This window comes from Enterococcus sp. DIV1224 (assembly GCF_050555455.1).
Taxonomy (GTDB): Bacteria; Bacillota; Bacilli; order Lactobacillales; family Enterococcaceae; genus Enterococcus_B; species Enterococcus_B lactis.
This window is the reverse complement of sequence record NZ_CP187859.1, coordinates 1,513,709-1,534,482: the sequence shown is the minus strand read 5'-3', so window position 1 is coordinate 1,534,482 and position 20,774 is coordinate 1,513,709. Positions and strand designations below refer to the sequence as shown.

The 20,774-nt window shown below is 39.9% G+C and carries 15 protein-coding genes and 1 pseudogene; 13 read left to right on the top strand and 3 right to left on the bottom strand.

The window, feature by feature from the left end:
• Window positions 1-3: 3 nt before the first annotated feature.
• The 5 genes from purM to IGK53_RS07435 all read left to right on the top strand — a co-directional run bounded on the left by purM (window position 4) and on the right by IGK53_RS07435 (window position 5,490).
• On the top strand, window positions 4-1,056 hold the full coding sequence (purM, locus tag IGK53_RS07455) for a phosphoribosylformylglycinamidine cyclo-ligase (RefSeq protein ID WP_002292224.1): 1,053 nt from the start codon (window positions 4-6) through the stop codon (window positions 1,054-1,056).
• Window positions 1,053-1,631, top strand: a complete 579-nt coding sequence (purN, locus tag IGK53_RS07450) for a phosphoribosylglycinamide formyltransferase (protein ID WP_002292223.1) — start codon at window positions 1,053-1,055, stop codon at window positions 1,629-1,631. Before purM ends, purN begins: the two co-directional genes overlap by 4 nt.
• On the top strand, window positions 1,628-3,163 hold the full coding sequence (gene purH / locus IGK53_RS07445) for a bifunctional phosphoribosylaminoimidazolecarboxamide formyltransferase/IMP cyclohydrolase (RefSeq protein ID WP_430604679.1): 1,536 nt from the start codon (window positions 1,628-1,630) through the stop codon (window positions 3,161-3,163). The genes purN and purH overlap by 4 nt, the downstream gene beginning before the upstream one ends.
• A 15-nt stretch (window positions 3,164-3,178) precedes the next feature.
• Entirely contained in the window at window positions 3,179-4,453 is a 1,275-nt protein-coding gene (gene purD, locus IGK53_RS07440) for a phosphoribosylamine--glycine ligase (protein WP_002292221.1), read from the top strand.
• Window positions 4,454-4,575: 122 nt separating this feature from the next.
• Entirely contained in the window at window positions 4,576-5,490 is a 915-nt protein-coding gene (locus tag IGK53_RS07435) for an aldo/keto reductase (RefSeq protein WP_002292220.1), read from the top strand.
• Window positions 5,491-5,623: 133 nt separating this feature from the next.
• Here IGK53_RS07435 and IGK53_RS07430 read toward each other — a convergent pair whose 3' ends face one another.
• The 3 genes from IGK53_RS07430 to IGK53_RS07420 are packed head-to-tail and all read right to left on the bottom strand — an operon-like array spanning window position 5,624 to window position 9,615.
• Window positions 5,624-7,189, bottom strand: coding sequence for a response regulator transcription factor (locus IGK53_RS07430; RefSeq protein WP_002292219.1), 1,566 nt, complete (start codon window positions 7,187-7,189; stop codon window positions 5,624-5,626).
• A complete protein-coding gene (locus tag IGK53_RS07425; protein WP_002292218.1) occupies window positions 7,182-8,633 on the bottom strand; it encodes a sensor histidine kinase in 1,452 nt (483 codons plus the stop codon). The genes IGK53_RS07430 and IGK53_RS07425 overlap by 8 nt, the downstream gene beginning before the upstream one ends.
• 13 nt (window positions 8,634-8,646) lie before the next feature.
• Window positions 8,647-9,615 (bottom strand): ABC transporter substrate-binding protein, encoded by a 969-nt coding sequence (locus IGK53_RS07420; RefSeq protein WP_002292217.1) that lies wholly within the window; start codon window positions 9,613-9,615, stop codon window positions 8,647-8,649.
• A gap of 268 nt (window positions 9,616-9,883) precedes the next feature.
• On the opposite strand from IGK53_RS07420, the pseudogene chvE reads away from it, so the two are divergent.
• From chvE to IGK53_RS07380, 8 genes and pseudogenes are all read left to right on the top strand, one after another.
• A pseudogene (gene chvE / locus IGK53_RS07415) lies at window positions 9,884-10,972 on the top strand (multiple monosaccharide ABC transporter substrate-binding protein).
• A gap of 53 nt (window positions 10,973-11,025) precedes the next feature.
• Window positions 11,026-12,552 carry a multiple monosaccharide ABC transporter ATP-binding protein gene (mmsA, locus tag IGK53_RS07410; protein ID WP_002292213.1) on the top strand — a complete coding sequence of 509 codons (1,527 nt, stop codon included), beginning with the start codon at window positions 11,026-11,028 and terminating at the stop codon, window positions 12,550-12,552.
• Between the two features lies 1 nt (window position 12,553).
• Window positions 12,554-13,759 (top strand): multiple monosaccharide ABC transporter permease, encoded by a 1,206-nt coding sequence (gene mmsB / locus IGK53_RS07405; RefSeq protein WP_002292212.1) that lies wholly within the window; start codon window positions 12,554-12,556, stop codon window positions 13,757-13,759.
• A gap of 256 nt (window positions 13,760-14,015) precedes the next feature.
• On the top strand, window positions 14,016-14,993 hold the full coding sequence (guaC, locus tag IGK53_RS07400; protein WP_002287992.1) for a GMP reductase: 978 nt from the start codon (window positions 14,016-14,018) through the stop codon (window positions 14,991-14,993).
• Window positions 14,994-15,127: 134 nt separating this feature from the next.
• Window positions 15,128-16,552 carry a PLP-dependent aminotransferase family protein gene (locus tag IGK53_RS07395; protein ID WP_002292210.1) on the top strand — a complete coding sequence of 475 codons (1,425 nt, stop codon included), beginning with the start codon at window positions 15,128-15,130 and terminating at the stop codon, window positions 16,550-16,552.
• A gap of 460 nt (window positions 16,553-17,012) precedes the next feature.
• A complete protein-coding gene (pdhA, locus tag IGK53_RS07390) occupies window positions 17,013-18,122 on the top strand; it encodes a pyruvate dehydrogenase (acetyl-transferring) E1 component subunit alpha (protein ID WP_002292209.1) in 1,110 nt (369 codons plus the stop codon).
• A gap of 2 nt (window positions 18,123-18,124) precedes the next feature.
• Window positions 18,125-19,102, top strand: a complete 978-nt coding sequence (locus IGK53_RS07385) for an alpha-ketoacid dehydrogenase subunit beta (protein ID WP_002292208.1) — start codon at window positions 18,125-18,127, stop codon at window positions 19,100-19,102.
• A 24-nt stretch (window positions 19,103-19,126) separates the two neighbouring features.
• Window positions 19,127-20,770 carry a dihydrolipoyllysine-residue acetyltransferase gene (locus tag IGK53_RS07380; RefSeq protein ID WP_002329123.1) on the top strand — a complete coding sequence of 548 codons (1,644 nt, stop codon included), beginning with the start codon at window positions 19,127-19,129 and terminating at the stop codon, window positions 20,768-20,770.
• The last annotated feature ends 4 nt before the right edge of the window (window positions 20,771-20,774 follow it).

Here is a 20,774-nt window from a genome sequence, read left to right as displayed (position 1 = left end):
TATATGAAGCCAATGGCAAATGCATACGCAAAAGCTGGCGTAGATGTCGAAGCTGGATATGAAGTAGTAGAACGGATCAAGAAGCATGTCAGAAAAACGGAACGATTAGGCGTGATGGGCGCTATAGGAGGATTCGGCGGCTGTTTCGATTTATCGGTCTTTCAATTAAAAGAGCCAGTCCTTGTTTCGGGGACCGATGGTGTAGGGACGAAATTAGCAGTAGCAATCGAAGCAGACAAACACGACACGATCGGAATCGACTGCGTAGCGATGTGTGTCAATGATATCTTAGCACAAGGGGCAGAGCCGTTGTATTTTTTAGATTACTTAGCAACGGGGAAAAATGATCCGACACGTTTAGAAAATGTAGTAAAAGGTGTAGCAGATGGGTGTGTTCAAGGAAATATGGCACTGATCGGCGGCGAGACAGCTGAAATGCCCGGTATGTACTCAGGAAATGATTATGATCTAGCCGGATTTGCTGTAGGGATAGCTGAAAAATCTCAATTATTGACAGGAGAAACAATCAACCCAGGAGACGTGTTGCTTGGAATAGCATCTAGCGGAATCCATTCAAATGGGTACTCTCTTGTTCGCAAAATTTTCTTTGAGCAGCAGCAGTTTTCTTTATCATCAAACCTGCCAGAATTGAAAAAAACACTTGGCGAAGTATTACTTGAACCAACGAAAATCTATGTTTCTGCCTTGCTTCCGCTGATCAAAGAAAAGAAAATCAAAGGAGCTGCACATATCACCGGTGGAGGGTTTGTAGAAAATATCCCGCGAATGTTGCCAGAATCTATGGCTGCTGAAATCAAACTTGGCACGTGGCCGATCCTTCCGATCTTCGGCTGTTTACAAAAATATGGTGAGATTCCTATGATGGAGATGTACGAAATATTCAATATGGGCATCGGTATGGTCTTAGCAGTCGAGGAAGCAAAAGTAAAAGAAATCGTGCACGAGATTGAGCAAGCTGGCGAAAAAGTTTATGAAATCGGGAAAGTGATCGCCAAAGAAAAACATCGTGTGGTGTTTACAGGAGAAGAACGATGAGGATCGCTGTTTTTGCTTCTGGAAACGGAAGCAACTTTCAAGCGCTAGCCGATTATCTATCGAAAAAAGGAATGGAAGCTTCGATTGATTGGTTGTTTTGTGATCAGCCTGCAGCATATGTTTTGAAACGTGCAGTCGCATTGGATGTACCGGCAGATTGTTTTTTACCTAAAGAATTTGACTCCAAAAAAGAGTATGAAGAAGCGATTTTGTATAAATTGAAAGAAAAAAAGATCGATTTGATCGTATTAGCTGGATACATGCGAATCATTGGACCAGTATTGCTGGAAAATTATGATAAAAGAATCATCAATATCCATCCATCTCTTTTACCTGCATTTCCTGGTTTGCATGGCATTCGTGATGCATTTGAAGCTGGAGTAAAAGAAACGGGTGTCACAATTCATTATATCGACCAAGGTGTAGATACTGGACCAATCATCCGGCAGGAAAAAGTGAGGATCGAACAGGAGGACACGTTCGATTCTTTAAAAGAAAAAATCCATAGAGTAGAACATCGAATCTATCCAGAAGTGATTAGTGAAATTATTGAAAATGGAGGCTATCTGAAATGACAAGAGCATTGATCAGTGTATCAGATAAAACTGGGATTGTAGCATTTGCCCAAGGTTTGGTTGAACAAGGAGTAGAAATCATTTCAACAGGAGGAACAAAGCATACGTTGGATCAAGCTGGGATCAAAACGCTTTCGATCGAAGAAGTGACAGGGTTTCCTGAAATGATGGATGGCCGTGTCAAAACACTTCATCCTAAAATCCATGGTGGTCTTTTAGGAAGACGCGATCTCTCTAGCCATATGGAGGCAATGGAGACGGAAAATATCCAACCAATCGACTTTGTTTGTGTCAATTTATATCCTTTCAAAGAAACGATTATGAAACCAGATGTCGAAATAGCAGAAGTTATTGAAAACATTGATATAGGTGGTCCTAGTATGCTCCGTAGTGCAGCAAAAAACCATGAATTTGTCACCGCTGTTGTTGATCCATCTGACTATGAAGAAATACTTTCAGAATTACGTCAGTATGGGCATACTTCACTTTCTTTCAGACAAAAACTAGCGGCAAAAGTCTTTCGTCATACTGCTGCATATGATGCACTGATCGCTCAATACTTGACGGATTGGGTGGAAGAAAAAGAACCGGAAAAATTGACACTTACGTATGAACGAAAACAAACGCTTCGTTACGGTGAAAATAGCCATCAAGCCGCTGCCTTTTATCAGTCCGCTCTTCTGGAAAAATATTCGATTGCAGCAGCAAAACAACTCCATGGGAAAGAACTTTCTTATAATAATATCCGAGATGCAGATGCTGCGTTACGGATCATGAAGGAATATGACGAACCAACGGTAGTCGCCTTGAAACACATGAATCCTTGTGGTATTGGGACAGCATCTACGATTTTAGAAGCGTGGGAAGCAGCATATGAAGCAGATCCTGTTTCAATCTTTGGTGGGATCATCGTTTTGAATCGAGAAGTAGATATGCCAACAGCAGAACAGATGCATAAGCTGTTTCTAGAAATCATCATTGCCCCTTCTTATACACAAGAAGCTTTGGAATTACTGCAAAAAAAGAAAAACATCCGATTACTGACAGTAGACTTTGCGCAAGAAGAAAATCAAAATCGAGAAGAAACGGTCTCAGTCTTAGGTGGACTTCTTGTACAAGATCAAGATCTGGCAATGGAAAACGAAGAAGAATGGAAAGTCGTGACAAAACGTAAGCCGACTCCAGCAGAAGCAAAAGCATTAGCGTTTGCTTGGAAAGCTGTCAAACATGTGAAATCTAATGCGATCGTACTGGCAAACGAACGTCAGACAGTAGGAATCGGAGCCGGGCAGATGAATCGAGTCGGTTCAGTAAAAATTGCGATTGAACAAGCGCAAGAGAAAATGGAAGGTGCAGTTTTAGCTAGCGATGCTTATTTCCCAATGGATGATTCAGTTGAATATGCAGCCAAACATGGTATAAAAGCAATCATTCAGCCAGGTGGAAGTATCAAAGACCAAGATTCTATTGATATGGCGAATAAATACGATCTAGCAATGGTCTTTACTGATGTTCGGCATTTTAGACATTAGAGAGGAGTCGGATAAATGAACATTTTGGTGATCGGTGCAGGTGGTCGTGAACATGCAATAAGTAAAAAACTTTTAGACAGTCCGAAGGTGGATACTGTGTATTGTGCGCCAGGAAATCCTGGAATGACAAAGGATGGCATCAATTGTGTCGCTATCAGTGAACAAGATCATTCAGCATTAATTCATTTTGTTAAGAATGAGGCGATTGATTGGAGTATCGTTGGTCCTGAAGTTCCTTTATTAAATGGGATCGTCGATGATTTTATGGCGGAAGGATTGAAAATCTTCGGTCCGACAAAAGCAGCAGCTCTGATCGAAGGTTCGAAAAGTTTTGCTAAACAATTGATGGAGACGTATCAGATCCCGACAGCTAAATCCAGAAGTTTTGAATGTTACGAAAAAGCAGCAGCGTATATCAAAGAAAACGGTGCGCCAATCGTAGTGAAAGCGGATGGCTTAGCAGCTGGAAAAGGTGTAGTCGTGGCTACAACAGTGAAAGAAGCGCTGGATGCGGCAGAACAAATGTTGAACCAGCATCGATTTGGGAACAGCAGCAAAAAAATCGTCGTAGAAGAGTTTTTGGCAGGAGAAGAATTCTCCCTTTTGGCGTTTGTCCGTGATACCAAGGTGTATCCGATGGTCATTTCGCAAGATCATAAGCGGGCATTCGATAACGATAAAGGGCCAAATACAGGCGGAATGGGTGCTTATTCACCAGTACCGCAAATTCCAAAAAAGATGATTGAAAAAGCTGTGGAAGAAGTTTTAAAACCAGCGGCTTTGGGAATGAAAGAACTAGGACGCTCTTTCACGGGTGTTTTATATGCGGGTTTGATTGCTACGAAGGAAGGACCAAAAGTGATCGAATTCAATGCACGTTTCGGTGATCCTGAAACGCAAGTCGTTCTTTCTCGGTTGAAGAGTGACTTTGCACAAGTAATCGATGATTTATTAGAGAATCGTGCAGTAGAGTTAAAGTGGCAGCAAGAAGGATACAATGTAGGCGTTGTGGTGGCAGCTGCCGGTTACCCCGAAGAATATGAGACAGGAATGGTTCTACCAGATTTTCTGGAAGAAGAGCTTTCTGTTTACTATGCTGGAGTTTCCTCAAATAACGGCAAACTAGTTGGAACAGGAGGACGCCTTTATCTAGTAGAAGCATACGGTGAGACGATCAAAGAAGCACAGGAAAAAATCTACACCGCGTTAATGGATAAAACGACAGATGGAACATTTTATCGTACAGATATTGGAGAAAAAGCTGCCAATAGCGAACTAGTCGTGAAGTAAATCAGCTGCTTCTATTTATAAAAAAATACAACAAATATAGTCGGAAGCGCCGATTTTAGTGAAGCCTTTTCATAAAGAGTGTGGTACACTTTTGTTGTGTATATAAATAAGGAGGAGTTCAGATGAAAAAAATTCAATTAGGTACTTCTGATCAGAAAGCAGCTGCAGTGATCTTAGGCTGTATGCGTATCAACAATGCGGAAGATCCAGTAAAAGTGATTGAGACAGCTTATGAAAACGGCATTGATTTTTTTGACCATGCAGATATTTATGGGAACGGTAAATGTGAAGAAATCTTTGCAGATGCTCTAGCAAAAACATCAATCAAACGAGAAGATCTTTTTATTCAAACAAAATGTGGAATCGTTCCAGGTGTGATGTTTGATTTTTCTAAAAAACATATCATTGAATCAGTGGAAAAAAGTTTGACCCGTCTGAAAATGGATTATGTGGATGCTTTACTTCTTCATCGTCCAGATACATTGGTGGAACCAGAAGAGGTAGCTGAAGCGTTTGATGAATTGGAACGATCAGGTAAAGTCCGTTATTTTGGTGTCAGCAATCAAAAACCAATGCAAATCGAATTGCTGAAAAAATATGTTCGTCAACCATTAGTAGCTAATCAGCTGCAATTTGGCTTGAAACATACTGGAATGATCGATCAAGGGATCCATGTCAATATGACAGATGAAGCAAGTATCGACCATGATGGTAGTGTACTTGATTATTCCCGTCTGCATGATATGACGATCCAAGCGTGGTCGCCATACCAGTATGGATTTTTTGAAGGTGTATTTATCGGGAACGAAAAATTCCCTGAATTAAACCAAACATTAGAAGAACTCGCAGCTAAATATCAAACGACACCAACTGGCTTGGCTTCTGCTTGGATTTTGCGCCATCCAGCCAATATGCAAGTAATCGCCGGTACGATGAACGTAGGGCGAATCAAGGAAATCGCTCAAGCATCAGAAATTAATATGTCTCGGGAAGATTGGTACGAATTGTACCGCGCTGCTGGAAACATTTTACCTTAAAAGTTGTCATAAGCAGGTGAACGTTGCGATCAATTAAAAAGGCGGAATATCTTGAAAGCTATTTTCAGCTTCGAGATATTCCGCCTTTTTTTATTGCCAACGGGAAAGAGTATCGCTATACGGATTTTATTTATTATTTATTTTTGTTTTCAAGGAAAAGCTGTGTCCGATATTCTTTTGGGGAAATCCCTTGTTTTTTCTTAAATAAATAACTGAAATAGTTAGGGTCATTATAACCAATCTCAAAAGCAATATCTGAGATACGATAGTCTGATTGCTGCAATAATTTTTTTGCTAATTCGATTCTTTGTTCTGTCAGATAATCGATGAATGTTTGGTTAAACGATTGAGAAAAAATCGTACTGAAATGAGAGGGGCTTAATGCAACTTGTTGAGCGACCCAAGTTAAGGACATATCTGGATCGGTAAAATTTTCTTTGATAAAATCCAATGCATGGTTCAAAATTGGCTGATATTTGTTCTTTGAAGGCTGTGAGGGCAGAGCAGTTAAGAAAGAAATGAACATAGAAACAGTCGAACGGTAAAGCGAGTCGTCGGCGCTGATTGCTAAGCGTTGGCTAGTGGCTGTGCAATGAACCATTTCTTGCGGGATTTCCTTTTCTTTCAGGCGGACATGCTGGAGTAGCTTAGTCAAGACAAATAAACGATATAATCGTGTTCGGATTGGTGTGCCTTGTGGTTTCGTCAAGTGTTCGATGTACTTAGATACTTCGTTTTTCGATAATGAAGACAAATCAAGTGAGAGATCAAAGTAAAAGACAGAATCAACTGGAAGTTTTGCTTCTTTAATCAAATCCTCATAGCTGATAATTTGATCTTTAAGGGAACTGGCAGTTTCAAGTATCATCTGCGTGATCTCAAAAGATGTAGGTAATTCGCTGATTCTTTCTGCGACAGGACCGATGGCGACTGAAAAATTATTTTTTTGTCCCTTTTCTAATTCATGGACCAACGTTTGGGCTACCTGATAACTGGTCTCAATCACATTTTCTTCAAGAGGATCAACTATTAAAAATTTGATGAATCGAGAGGAAACAGCAGAAAAAATCACTTGTTGATTCTCCCTAAATAAAAACTTCAAATAATCACTGAGATGAGCGTAATCTTCAAAGTCTGTACTGACTTGGTTTGCTGCTAATAATACGGTCATTTTTTTCCCTGCTAAAGAGCGATTGAAAGATTCAGCAAGTTTCAATGTTTCACTGATCGTAAGTGAGCCTTTGAACAAACCGTTCAAGAAATGATTTTTTTTCAATTCGAAAACAAGATCAGAAGAAGGCTGCGTTTCTTTTTGCTGCAAGTCTAACGCAGTCACTGCTTTTTCTATTGCTTGTTTCAATTCGTTGCTTTTAATTGGTTTAAGTAGATAATCATCTGCCTGTACTTGGATTGCTCCTTTCATATAATCGAAATCGTCGAATCCGCTAATAAATATGAGGCGAGTCCAAGGAAGCAGTTTCCTTGCTTCTTTTGAAAAAGTCAAACCGTCCATGAATGGCATTTGGATATCAGTCAGAATGATATCGGGCTGTAAGTCGATAATCGAAGACAGTGCCATCTCACCATCTCCAGCTTCCCCGACATAAGTGATTGGATAATAAGAACCAAGGGCAGTTATTTGTTCCCGCAAGTTATTGCGAATGAGGTATTCGTCTTCGATGATAAAAACTTTATACATGTTTGTTTCCTCCAATTGTTTTGGGAGATATAGGAATCGTCAGTGTGACAGTTGTCCCTTCTCGGTATTTGCTGTCAATCGTGATAGGTTTTTGATTATTTCCGTAATAGAGAAGGAGACGCTTGTTTACGTTGTAAAGCCCGTAGCCGATACTGAAATCTGAATCGATCCCTTTGGCTAACTCTTTACGTATTTCTGCTAGTTTTTCTACAGGAATGCCAATACCGTTGTCTATGACTTTGAATTGGATCATTTCGTCGATTTTGCATGCAGTAATACGAATAAATCCTTTGTGACGAACGTACTTTGTTCCATGGTACACAGCATTTTCGATCAATGGTTGCAAGATCATCTTTAAAATAGAAACAGGAAAAAGTGTTTCTGGTATATCGATCTTATAGTCAAGCATATGTCCGTATCTTATTTTTAAAATGACCAGATAATCATTGATATGGCTGATTTCTTTTTCAAGAGGAATCCAGTCTTGTCCTTTGCTTAAAGACGTACGAAAAAAGCCGGAAAGTGCATGGGTCATAGTCAGAGCTTCTTCAAAGCAGTCTTGTTCGATCAAAGAAATGATGGCATCCAAACTGTTATAAATAAAATGAGGAGTGATCTGAGCTTGCAATACACGAACTTCACTTTGTGCTAAATGGTATTGTTTCAAAGCGTTCTCCCGTAAAGACTGGTTTAGATCTTCCGCCATTTTGTTCATACTAGCGGTAAGTGTCTGTAGTTCTTGTGTTTCTGGCATGTTTAAACGAAATCCAAGATCTCCTGAAGAAAGCTGTTCGGACATTGTGATCAGCTGATTGATCGGCTCTTGGACCTTCTGCTCTAAAAAGCGGCGATTCTTTTTCGCATAGAAAAAAATAGTACTAAGAACCCCCAATTCGACTATCGTTAATAAAATGAGCGAGCGGACAAGCGTCGTATTTTTTTGACTTGCTAAGTCGATTTCCACACGAACAAAATCCTGTAAAATATCTGACAGTAGTTGAGTGACAGAATCGACCTGATTGATGATCTGTTCATTGGTATCCATAAAATCTTCTGCCAAGATATGATGAATGAGCTCAGTTTGATAATCTTCCAATGTATCGATCGTACGTAACGATACATCTAACGTACTAATTTCTTTAAGTGTATTTGTATTATTTTTGATCTCTCGAATATCATTCCTAAGTTCTTCTAGGATATTTTCCTCATTGAACTCATCTACGGTTACTTGGCCAGAAATCAAGTCCCACATACTTTCCAAAACTTTTTGATCAACCTTCAAAGCAATTGCATCTGCTTTTTGGATATTTGCGATCGTCTGTTGATAAATCAAAAGCTGTTGCGAATATAACAGTATGCTCAGTAGCAAAGGGATAACAGCAAATAGAAGCATGGCTTTGTTTGCTTGGGCAAAAATCTGTTTTATGCTTAAATTTTTGGTCATGATACTTCTCCAGTCAATAATTTCTGGTTGGGATGTTAGCTATATTCTGCTGGGAAAAGACAGTCTCGGAAATAAAAATATCTTTAGGTAATGTTTTTCCTGTTTGAAGATTTCCAAAATAACGAGTAACGGTATTGGCTACATACCAGCCGACATCAGGTTTACACTCGACTACGCAATTGACGATTCCTGAGCGTAGCTTCTCGATCATATCTTCTTGTCCATCAATCGTTACAATGATCAAATCTTCTCCAGGTTTGATTGATGTTTCTTTTATCGCAGCTAAAGCACCGTGAGTCATTTCATCACTATGGCTGTATAATACATCAATTTCGGATAAATCATTTGTTTCTAAATATCGTTTCATCTGGTCTTTTCCTTTCATCCGAATAAAATCACCGACAATTCGGTGAACAATAGTCATTGGAGGTTTATGGTCGATGGTTCCATCTTTTTTTAGGGTTGGTTTACGATTGATTGATTCCAAAAATCCTTCGGAGCGTAGCTTGGTCGGTGTGGAGTTCTCTGAACCAGCAAGTTCTAGGATTCTGATTTCCTGTTTCTTTGAATTTGTGAAGTGATTGCTGACAAATAAACCCGCCCGATTTCCTTCTGCTTTGAAACTGGGACCGATGTGGGTGACGAAAAGCTCGGGATCATTCGTTTGAATATGTCTGTCGACAAGTATGACAGGGATCCCTGCTCGCTTGGCTTCTTTTAATACAGAGTCCCACCCGGATTCTTGCAAAGGAGTAAAAATGATCATATCTACTTTATAGGCAATGAACGTCCGTATATCTTGGATTTGCCGTTCCTGATTCATGTAACCATTTCGGTAGAGAACTTGGTAATCTTCTTTTTCAAGCGCAGTGATAATTGATTCAGTATGCTTTTTCCGCCAGCTACTCTCCGTTCCTGATTGCGAAAAACCAACGACTAGTGGGTCAGGTGCTTCCTTTGTACTAGGTGTACACCCTATCATTTGGTAAGCGATTACAATAAGGGCTAAAAAAAAATAAAACACGTTTCACTTTAGATCACTCCATCTGGATTTGTTAGTACTATCTTATCAGATAAAAGGGAAAATCAAAGTCAAAAGGAATCAATCGAAAAAAATCCAAGAAACTTAAAAAAATCCAAGACAAAAAAAGTGCACCTAAAAAATTTAAAGTAAATCCCATAAAAAAATCAATGTTAACGCTTTCTTTATTAGCTATACTCGGTGTATCAATCGGAATGGGGGATAAAAAATGAAAAACAAATTTAGAAAGATTCTTGGGAGTATCGCTATTTTGACCGCAAGCATTCTATTAAGTGCGTGTGGCAATTCAGGATCTGCAGATGATAGTACGGGGTATGTAGGAATCGCTATGCCGACCAAATCAGCAGAAAGATGGATCGCTGATGGGAACAACATGGTCTCGGAATTAGAAAAACTGGGTTATAAAACAGATCTTCAATATGGAGAAGATAAAGTAGAAAATCAAGTAGCACAAATCGAAAATATGATTACAAAAGGGGTAGATAAACTTGTGATTGCTTCTATCGATGGTTCGGCTTTAACTGATGTGTTAGCTAAAGCAAAAGAAGCAGATATCAAGGTGATTGCCTATGATCGTTTACTGATGAATTCAGAAAATGTCGATTACTACGCGACTTTTGATAATTTTGGAGTAGGTGTATCGCAAGCAGCTTATATTGAGGAGCACTTAGGATTGAAAGAAGGAAAAGGGCCATTCACGATTGAATTATTTGGTGGCTCGCCTGACGACAACAATGCACTAATTAATTACAACGGAGTGATGTCTGTTTTACAACCATATATGGACAACGGTCAGTTGGTCGTGCCATCTGGACAGACGAGTTTCAGTCAAATCGCTACGCTTCGCTGGGATGGTTCTACGGCGCAAGCAAGGATGGATAATCTGTTAAGCGCAAATTATACTGACCAAACATTGGATGCTGTTTTGTCGCCATATGACCCAATAAGTTTAGGGATCATTTCGTCATTAAAAGGCGTGGGGTATGGGAGTGAAAGTAAACCTTTACCTGTGATTACTGGATAAGATGCGACAGTAGCTGGCGTCAAATCGATCATTGCCGGGGAACAAACACAAACGATCTTTAAAGACACACGTATCTTAGCAAAAAATACGATTGAAATGATCAAAGCAATCAGTGATGGAGAAGAGGTTCCGGTCAATGATACTGAAACTTATGATAATGGGGTGAAAACTGTTCCTACGTATTTAGCAAATACAGTATCTGTCGATAAAGATAATTATCAAGCAGAGCTGATCGACACAGATTATTATAAAGAATCCGATCTGAAAAATTAAGAGGAACCAAACAAGGAACTAAAGAGATCTAAGTCAGAGAGAGGATAAGAATTATGGCGGATTGTATTTTAAAAATGGCAGATATCACCAAAAAATTTTCTGGAATCCGAGCGTTAGATTGCGTGAATCTGATGATTGAACGTGGGGAAATCCATGCATTGTGCGGAGAAAACGGAACGGGAAAATCAACATTGATGAATGTCTTGAGCGGCTTGTATCCATATGGCTCCTATGACGGGAAAATCTTTTATGATGGAAAGCTGTGTCAATTCAAAGATTTGAAAGATAGTGAAGAAAAAGGCATCGTCATCATTCATCAAGAATTAGCACTAAGTCCTTATCTTTCAATAAAAGAGAATATTTTTCTCGGAAATGAACAAGCAGAAAGAGGCGTGATTGATTGGGAACTGACAGAAAAGAAAACGTATGAATTGCTGAATAAAGTCGGTTTGTCTATCGACCCGAATCTTCTAGTATCCCAGATCGGCGTAGGGCAACAGCAACTAGTTGAAATAGCTAAAGCATTATCAAAATCCGTCCGTCTGTTGATTTTGGATGAGCCTACCGCTGCATTGAATGAAGAAGAAAGCGCGAATTTGCTGAGATTGATCCGAGAATTGAAAGAGCAAGGTGTAACCTCCATCATTATTTCACATAAGCTGAATGAAATCGTGGATATCGCAGATCGAATCACCATTTTACGGGATGGACAGACGATTGAGACGCTAGAAAATGAAATGATCAGCGAAGAGCATATTATTCGCGGGATGGTGGGCAGAGATTTAGTTGATCGTTATCCTGAAAGAAAACCGGATATTGGAGAAGTTTATTTTAAAGTAGAAGACTGGACGGTCTATCACCCTCTTGATCATGAGCGAATCATAAACGACCATATCAACTTGCATTTGAAAAAAGGAGAGATTGTAGGAATAGCTGGGCTGATGGGAGCGGGCAGAACTGAATTCGCTATGAGTCTATTTGGACATTCTTATGGAAGCAAGATATCCGGACGTATATTAAAGGAAGGGGCAGAGATATCAGTTAAGACCGTTCCTTCAGCCATTGCAAACGGACTCGCTTATGTCTCGGAGGATCGAAAATCTTTAGGACTGAATCTGCTGATGGATATTCGGGAAAACGTGACGCTGAGCAGTTTGGATAAAATAAGTCAAAAAGGAGTATTAGATAAAGAAAAAGAAGTAACTGAGGCAGAAAATTTCCGGAAAAAGATGCGTATAAAAACAAACTCCATCCATCAAATTGTCAGTAGTCTTAGTGGTGGGAATCAACAAAAAGTCGTTTTATCCAAGTGGCTGATGACACAACCCGATATTCTTTTTTTAGATGAGCCAACCCGAGGGATAGACGTTGGGGCAAAATATGAGATCTACACGATTATCGAAGAAATGGCAGCAAATGGCAAAGCTGTCTGTCTTATCTCTTCTGAACTTCCTGAAATCTTAGGAATGTGTGATCGAATCTATACGATGAACGAAGGACGTATTACAGGAGAAGTCTCGCGAGAAGAGGCAGATCAAGAAGTCTTGATGAAATTAATGACGAAAGAAGAGGTGGGTTAAGTTGGAACAAGCAAAAAATCTTACGGATAAAAAAGAGAAAAAACTAAATTTGAAAAGTAGAGCAGCTGATCTTTTTGGTCGCTACAGCATGGTGATCATTTTAGCGGGACTACTTATTGCGTTTCAATTGATGACGGATGGTATTTTCTGGCGTCCGTTGAATATAACTAACCTTGTTTTGCAAAATAGTCATATATTAGTACTAGCTGCAGGGATGTTATTAGTTGTGCTCTTAGGTCATGTGGATTTGTCGGTAGGGTCAGTGATGGCGTTTGTTGGTGCAATTGCGGGCATGATGATGGTCAATCGCCAAATGAACCCGTGGGTGACAGTCATCGCATGTCTTGCAGTAGGCGGGCTGATCGGCGCATGGCAAGGTTTTTGGGTAGCTTATGCTGGGATACCGGCGTTTATCGTGACTTTAGCAGGATTGCTGATGTTTCGTGGACTGACACAAGTTGTTCTAGGCGGTCAATCTCTAGCACCTTTTCCAGCTGTTTTCCAAAAAATGTCTACGGGTTATTTACCAGACTTAAGCGAAGGAAGCAGCCTTCACTTCTTGACATTGATTTTAGGAATGATCATCACCATCGTGTTAGTTGTTGGACAATGGCGAACAAGAAATCGTCGGAAAAATCATTTATTTGAAGTGGAATCTCCAGCAGCTTTCTTGGTAAAGGCAGTATTTACAGCAGTCGTTGTACTAGGGATAACTTACATCTTTGCCTCTTATCAAGGATATCCGATCATTTTGATCATTCTCGGTTTGATCGTCGCAGCATATGGGTTTTTGACAAATAAAACAGTAGCAGGTCGCCAGATTTATGCGACGGGCGGAAATCGAAAAGCGGCTGAATTATCAGGGATAAAAACAAAGCGGATCACGTTCTGGGTTTTCGTCAACATGGGAGTCATGGCAGCTTTAGCTGGATTAGTTTTAGCTGCTCGGTTAAATGCGGCGACACCTCAAGCGGGTACTTCGATGGAACTAGATGTGATGGCGGCAGTATATTTTGGCGGTGCTTCAACATCCGGCGGCATCGGAACGATTATGGGTGCGATTGTCGGTGGCTTGGTCATGGGTGTATTGAACAATGGTATGTCGATTTTAGGCGTCGGGGTAGATTGGCAGCAGGCAATCAAAGGGTTGATCTTGCTTTTAGCCGTTGTATTAGACTTGTATAACAAGAAAAAACGGACAGCGTAGGAGAACACCGTTTATTCAGAAAAAAGACTGTGACAAGACATTTGTCACAGTCTTTTTTTCGCTAAAAGCGAACATTCATTGCTTCGTTTGTTTAGACTAAAAATAATGTATGTTTTTTTACCATTCGTATAAATTCTCTTTTTGCTCTTGATTTTTTCGCTTAATTGAGTTAAATTACATAGGGCGCTAAAAAAAGCCTTGATTAAATTAATAATGTTCGTGTTTTGCTGGATGTGAACATCAGGAGGATAATGTAATGAAAGTATTTGATTACGAAGATATTCAATTAATTCCTAATAAATGTATCGTAAATAGCCGTTCTGAATGTGATACAACGGTCACATTAGGCAAACATACATTCAAAATGCCAGTAGTGCCTGCCAACATGCAGACGATTATTGATGAAACGATTGCAGAATTCTTAGCGGAAAATGGTTATTTCTATATCATGCATCGGTTTGATGAAGCAGCTCGAATTCCGTTTATCAAAAAAATGAAAAAGCGCGGATTGATTACCTCGATCAGTGTTGGCGTCAAGAAAGAGGAATATTCCTTTATAGAGAAGTTGGCAGAAGAATCGCTAAATCCTGATTATATCACTATCGACATCGCGCATGGACATGCTAACTCAGTTATTGATATGATTCAGCATATTAAAAAATATTTGCCTGAAACTTTTGTGATTGCCGGTAATGTTGGTACACCGGAAGCCGTCCGTGAATTGGAAAATGCGGGCGCAGATGCAACAAAAGTCGGGATTGGTCCAGGAAAAGTATGTATTACAAAAATCAAGACAGGCTTTGGAACTGGAGGCTGGCAACTGGCCGCTCTTAGATGGTGTGCGAAAGCAGCTCGCAAGCCGATCATCGCTGACGGTGGGATCAGAACACATGGCGATATTGCAAAATCTGTCCGTTTTGGAGCGACAATGGTTATGATTGGCTCATTGTTTGCCGGTCACGAGGAATCTCCTGGCGAAACAAAAGTCGAAAACGGAATTGTATATAAAGAATACTTTGGTTCTGCTTCAGAATTCCAAAAAGGTGAAAAACGAAATGTTGAAGGAAAGAAAATCTGGATCCAACATAAAGGATCTTTGAAAGATACACTAGTGGAAATGCAACAAGACCTTCAATCATCTATTTCGTATGCTGGAGGAAGAGATCTGGAAGCCATTCGGAAAGTTGATTATGTCATCGTGAAAAATTCGATTTTTAACGGAGATACGATCTAAATAATGAGCAAAATATCAGCGGAAGGTTCATAACAGAACCTTCCGTTTTTTATGTTTTGCAAAAAAAGCTTTTCTTTTTTCTCGTAAATTCGGTAAAATCAATAGAAAGAATGGACAACAGAAAAGAGAGGACTATGTGGGAAAAGGTAGAGAAAAAACAAGGACCGATTTATCGTCAAATCATGGAACAGATCATGAGAGAAATCGAAAGTGGAAGAATCAATCCTGGAGATCAACTTGAATCGGAACGAAAACTAGGGCAATTTTTTGGTGTAAATCGTTCCACCGTTGTTCATGCATTGGAAGAACTTAGAGAGCTTGGCGTATTAACAAGTAAACGTGGTAGCGGTTGGTTCGTCAATCAGACTGAATGGGGGAAATTCGCCGTTCCAAGAATCGATTGGCGACAAATGATCTCACCTCGCTATGAACAGACGGATTGGTATGAGCAAAAAATAAAAGAAGCAAAGCAGAGCCAAAAAACATTGTTCCTTGACTTATATGCGAGTGAGATGCCAAATGAGCTTTTGCCGAATTTTGAGTTTCCTTCTTATTCTCTTGAAGAAATCTTAGCGGAAGAAAAAGAAATGGATCTTTTAGGCTATACTCCGTTACGTAACAAAATCAAACGGTATTTGGAAAGTAAATTTGAACTGACCTTTTCCCTAAACCAGCTTCTGGTGACTGGTGGTGGCCAGCAAGCAATCTTTTTGATCTTACAAACGATTCTTTCTGCTGGAGAGGGGATAGCTGTAGAGTCACCTTCTTTTTTTTACCGATTACCTCTTTTCAAAGCTTCAGGAACGCGTTTATTTGGGATACCGATGGATGAAGAAGGGATCGACTTAGAAAAACTGAAAGAATCGATCCATAAAAATAAATTGAAAGCAGTGCTTATCAACCCCAATTTTCAAAACCCTACAGGGAAAGTGATGAGCCAAAAGCGACGAGAAAAGCTAGTAGAATTGTGTCGGCAGTATCGGCTTCCGATTATTGAAGACGATGTATTTACGGACCTTTCATTTCTAAAGCAAGATGAAGTTCTTCCTATACGGACGATTGATCCGGATAATGTATTATATGTCGGTTCGTTATCTAGGATTTTAGGAAAAACAACGAAAATCGGTTGGTTGATCGGACCAGAGACCTTTATCTTGCAACTCGCTAAAGCGCAAGAAATGATGGAGTTTCCGATGAACATCCTTACACAAATCACGGCCGCTAATGTATTTGATGAAGCAATTGATTTGAAAATGTTGGATGTAAGAAAAAAATTGAAAGAAAAAAGCCAACTGATAAGTATTTGGGCGGAGTCTCAATCGTTTTTCAAGCTTCATTCGATTCTAGGTGGTTATTATGCTTGGATCACTTGGGATGGAAAAAAGCTGGACCCCCAACTAGCAGAAAAAGTAGTAGATATGGGTCTAGGAATCGCACCAAGTCTACTTTTTGGGCAAGATATAAATGGAATCAGAATCAATTACAGTCGTCTAGATGAAGCCAACATATCGTTGTTTTATTCAAAGATGAAAATTTTAGAACAGTGGTTAACAGAATAATTTCACAAAGTAAAAAGATTAAAGAATATAACAGCTGGGATTTAAATTTCCGGCTGTTTCTTTTTTTTCTTAAAAAGAAGACGAGACAAAGTATTAGGGAAAAAAACACTTTTTGTACAACCGTTCACGATGTCTTAAGAAAATAAATAGTTGCAGCAAAACTGTATAACACCAGCGTTTCTAAATAGAAACAGATCATTATAAGTTTGATTAGAAAATAGAAAAAACACAGTCTAAATATAAAACGCTTTCCTTATTGTGATTATATTCACTAATGCTGTTAATATGCGGATTGGCATAATTTCCTTTCATCGTGAAAATTTGTGCTTTTAGCTTGTATTTCTCATAAATCCATGATAATTTATTAATGAAGACGGTTAAATAGTGATACAGTTTTATTCGCTGTTTCAATCGCAGAATGAAGAGATTTTCTTATAGATGAGAGAGGAATGTGTGACAAATGGCAAACAAAAAAGCACCGATCGACTTCCAAGCACTGCTAGATGAAGTCAATGCAGATTTCCCAGTATATCAAGCACTTGATCAAGATGGAAACGTAGTTAACAAAGATTTAGTACCTGATTTATCCGATGATGAACTCGTTGAATTAATGACTCACATGGTGTGGTCTCGTGTATTAGACCAACGTTCCACAGCGCTGAACCGCCAAGGACGCCTAGGCTTTTTTGCACCAACTGCCGGACAAGAGGCAAGTCAGCTGGCCAGTGCGTATGCATTTGATAAAGAAGATGTTCTTCTTCCAGGTTATCGAGATGTCCCTCAATTAGTAAAACACGGCTTACCTTTATCACAAGCATTTTTATGGTCTAGAGGACATGCTGCAGGTAATTCTTATCCGGAAGAATTGAAAGCTCTACCACCACAAATCATCATCGGTGCACAATATGTACAAGCAGCCGGTGTTGCATTAGGTTTGAAAAAACGCAACAAGAAAAATGTTGTCTTCACTTATACTGGTGATGGCGGTTCATCACAAGGTGATTTTTACGAAGCAATCAATTTCGCTGGTGCTTACCATGCAAATGCTGTATTTTATATCCAAAACAATGGGTATGCGATCTCTACACCTCGTGAAAAACAAACCGCAGCAAAAACACTTGCACAAAAAGCTGTCGCAGCTGGGATTCCAGGAATTCAAGTCGATGGAATGGATCCGCTTGCAGTATATACTGTATCTAAAATGGCACGGGAATGGGCAATCAGCGGAAATGGACCAGTCCTAATTGAAACACTGACTTATCGTTACGGACCACATACACTATCTGGGGACGATCCAACCCGCTACCGTACAAAAGACACAGATGACGAATGGCAGAAAAAAGATCCATTGATCCGCTTCCGTAAATATCTGACGGAAAAAGGACTTTGGTCTGAAGAAAAAGAAGAACAAGTGATTGAAGCAACTAAAGAAGAAATCAAAGCAGCTATCGCAGAAGCCGACAAAGTTCCAAAACAAAAGGTTTCAGATTTCTTGAAAAACATGTTCGAAGTATCTCCACAATCAATCAAAGAACAAATTGCAATTTATGAAGCGAAGGAGTCGAAATAATCATGGCACAAAAAACAATGATCCAAGCAATCACCGATGCCTTAGCACTTGAACTAGAAAATGACGAGAATGTCGTTGTTTTTGGTGAAGATGTTGGGAAAAACGGAGGAGTTTTCCGGGCAACTGAAGGATTGCAGGAAAAATTCGGAGAAGACCGAGTATTCGATACTCCTTTAGCTGAATCTGGAATCGCAGGGTTGAGTTTCGGACTTGCGTTGGAAGGATTTCGTCCAGTTCCTGAAATCCAATTTTTTGGTTTTATTTTCGAAGCAATGGATGAAGTAGTAGCTCAAATGGCTCGTACAAGATACCGAATGAGCGGTACTAGAAATCTACCAATCACGATTCGTTCACCATTTGGTGGCGGTGTTCATACACCAGAACTGCATTCAGATAATTTAGAAGGTTTGATTGCCCAGTCTCCTGGTATTCGAGTAGTGATCCCATCAAATCCTTACGATGCAAAAGGACTATTGATTTCTTCTATTAGAAGTAACGATCCAGTTGTTTTCCTAGAACACATGAAACTATATCGCTCATTCCGAGAAGAAGTGCCGGATGAAGCTTACGAAGTTCCTTTGGACAAAGCAGCAGTTACTCGTGAAGGAACAGATGTATCTGTTATCACATACGGGGCAATGGTGCGTGAAGCCATCAAAGCAGCAGACAATCTTGCAAAAGAAAATATCTCTGTTGAAATCATTGATCTTCGTACAGTTGCGCCATTAGATGTAGAAACGATCATTCAATCCGTGGAAAAAACAGGTCGCGTAGTCGTTGTCCAAGAAGCGCAACGACAAGCGGGTGTTGCTGCGCAAGTAGTTTCTGAGATCTCAGAACGCGCTATCCTTTCATTAGAAGCCCCAATCGGACGAGTTTCTGCACCTGATACAGTCTTCCCGTTTGGACAAGCAGAAAATGTTTGGTTACCAAACGCAAAAGATATCGAAGACAAAGTAAAAGAAATCGCGGAATTTTAAGAAAAGAAGGGACGAAACAAAGTCATGGCTTATCAATTTAAATTGCCGGATATCGGTGAAGGAATTGCAGAAGGTGAAATCGTCAAATGGTTCGTCAAACCAGGAGATACGATTAATGAAGATGATACATTATTAGAAGTTCAAAACGACAAATCAGTAGAAGAAATCCCCTCACCTGTAACAGGAACGGTTAAAAATGTCATTGTTCCAGAAGGTACAGTAGCAAATGTTGGGGATGTATTGGTAGAAATCGATGCACCAGGACACGAAGACAATGAAGGGGACAGTGGTGTAGCCGCAGAATCCCAAACTCCAGCTAACCCGGCTGCTGAACCAACTGTTGATACAGAATCAGCTGGATCGTCAAGCGAAGGAGTCTTCCAATTCAAGTTACCGGATATCGGTGAAGGAATTGCAGAAGGTGAAATCGTCAAATGGTTCGTCAAACCAGGAGATACAATCAATGAAGATGATACATTATTAGAAGTTCAAAACGACAAATCAGTAGAAGAAATCCCGTCACCCGTAACCGGGACAGTTAAAAACGTGATTGTCCCAGAAGGAACAATAGCAAATGTTGGGGACGTGTTAGTAGAAATCGATGCTCCTGGACACAATGGTGCACCATCAACTAGTGCGCCATCAGCTGAAGCACCAAAAGAAAAAGTAGAAACATCAGGTTCAGCAAGTGTCGTTGAAGCTGCCGATCCAAATAAACGTGTATTGGCTATGCCATCTGTTCGTCAATTTGCCCGCGAAAAAGATGTAGATATCTCACAAGTAACTGCAACTGGAAAAGGTGGCAGAGTAACAAAAGAGGACATCGAAAACTTCTTGTCAGGTGGTCCAAGCAGTGCACCAGCGAAATCAGAAGCGCCAGAAGCGGCAGCGCCGAAAGAAGCAGCTCCTGCAGCAGAAAGCAAACCATCTGCACCAGCAAAACCATTCAAGTCCAACTTAGGAGACTTGGAAGAACGTGTAGCAATGACACCAACACGTAAAGCTATTGCTAAAGCAATGGTCAACAGTAAGCATACAGCTCCACACGTGACATTGCATGATGAAGTAGAAGTGTCTAAACTATGGGATAATCGGAAACGATTTAAAGAAGTTGCTGCTGCAAATGGTACGAAACTTACTTTCTTGCCATATGTCGTGAAAGCTTTAACAGCGACTGTTAAGAAATACCCAGTATTGAATGCATCTATCGACGATGCAAACCAAGAAATCGTTTATAAACATTACTACAATATCGGTATTGCAACTGATACGGATCACGGACTATATGTACCAAATGTGAAAGATGCAGACCGCAAAGGAATGTTTGCTATTGCAGACGAAATCAATGAGAAAGCAAAATTAGCTCATGACGGCAAACTATCTGCAGAAGATATGCGCAATGGAACGATTACGATCAGCAATATCGGATCTGTAGGTGGCGGTTGGTTTACACCAGTCATCAACTATCCAGAAGTAGCTATTTTAGGTGTAGGAACGATTGCACAACAACCAATCGTAAATGCTGAAGGCGAAATCGTTGTCGGTCGTGTGATGAAACTGTCATTAAGTTTCGATCACCGTATCGTAGATGGAGCAACTGCGCAACAAGCAATGAATAATATCAAACGTCTTTTAGCTGATCCAGAGCTATTAATGATGGAAGGATGATAAA

Bases quoted from the DNA above. Each gene is read 5' to 3' on its own strand.
- purM (WP_002292224.1), top strand. From the start codon at position 4: ATGAAGCCAATGGCAAATGCATACGCAAAAGCTGGCGTAGATGTCGAA.
- purN (WP_002292223.1), top strand. From the start codon at position 1,053: ATGAGGATCGCTGTTTTTGCTTCTGGAAACGGAAGCAACTTTCAAGCG.
- purH (WP_430604679.1), top strand. From the start codon at position 1,628: ATGACAAGAGCATTGATCAGTGTATCAGATAAAACTGGGATTGTAGCA.
- purD (WP_002292221.1), top strand. From the start codon at position 3,179: ATGAACATTTTGGTGATCGGTGCAGGTGGTCGTGAACATGCAATAAGT.
- IGK53_RS07435 (WP_002292220.1), top strand. From the start codon at position 4,576: ATGAAAAAAATTCAATTAGGTACTTCTGATCAGAAAGCAGCTGCAGTG.
- IGK53_RS07430 (WP_002292219.1), bottom strand. From the start codon at position 7,189: ATGTATAAAGTTTTTATCATCGAAGACGAATACCTCATTCGCAATAAC.
- IGK53_RS07425 (WP_002292218.1), bottom strand. From the start codon at position 8,633: ATGACCAAAAATTTAAGCATAAAACAGATTTTTGCCCAAGCAAACAAA.
- IGK53_RS07420 (WP_002292217.1), bottom strand. From the start codon at position 9,615: ATGATAGGGTGTACACCTAGTACAAAGGAAGCACCTGACCCACTAGTC.
- mmsA (WP_002292213.1), top strand. From the start codon at position 11,026: ATGGCGGATTGTATTTTAAAAATGGCAGATATCACCAAAAAATTTTCT.
- guaC (WP_002287992.1), top strand. From the start codon at position 14,016: ATGAAAGTATTTGATTACGAAGATATTCAATTAATTCCTAATAAATGT.
- IGK53_RS07395 (WP_002292210.1), top strand. From the start codon at position 15,128: ATGTGGGAAAAGGTAGAGAAAAAACAAGGACCGATTTATCGTCAAATC.
- pdhA (WP_002292209.1), top strand. From the start codon at position 17,013: ATGGCAAACAAAAAAGCACCGATCGACTTCCAAGCACTGCTAGATGAA.
- IGK53_RS07385 (WP_002292208.1), top strand. From the start codon at position 18,125: ATGGCACAAAAAACAATGATCCAAGCAATCACCGATGCCTTAGCACTT.
- IGK53_RS07380 (WP_002329123.1), top strand. From the start codon at position 19,127: ATGGCTTATCAATTTAAATTGCCGGATATCGGTGAAGGAATTGCAGAA.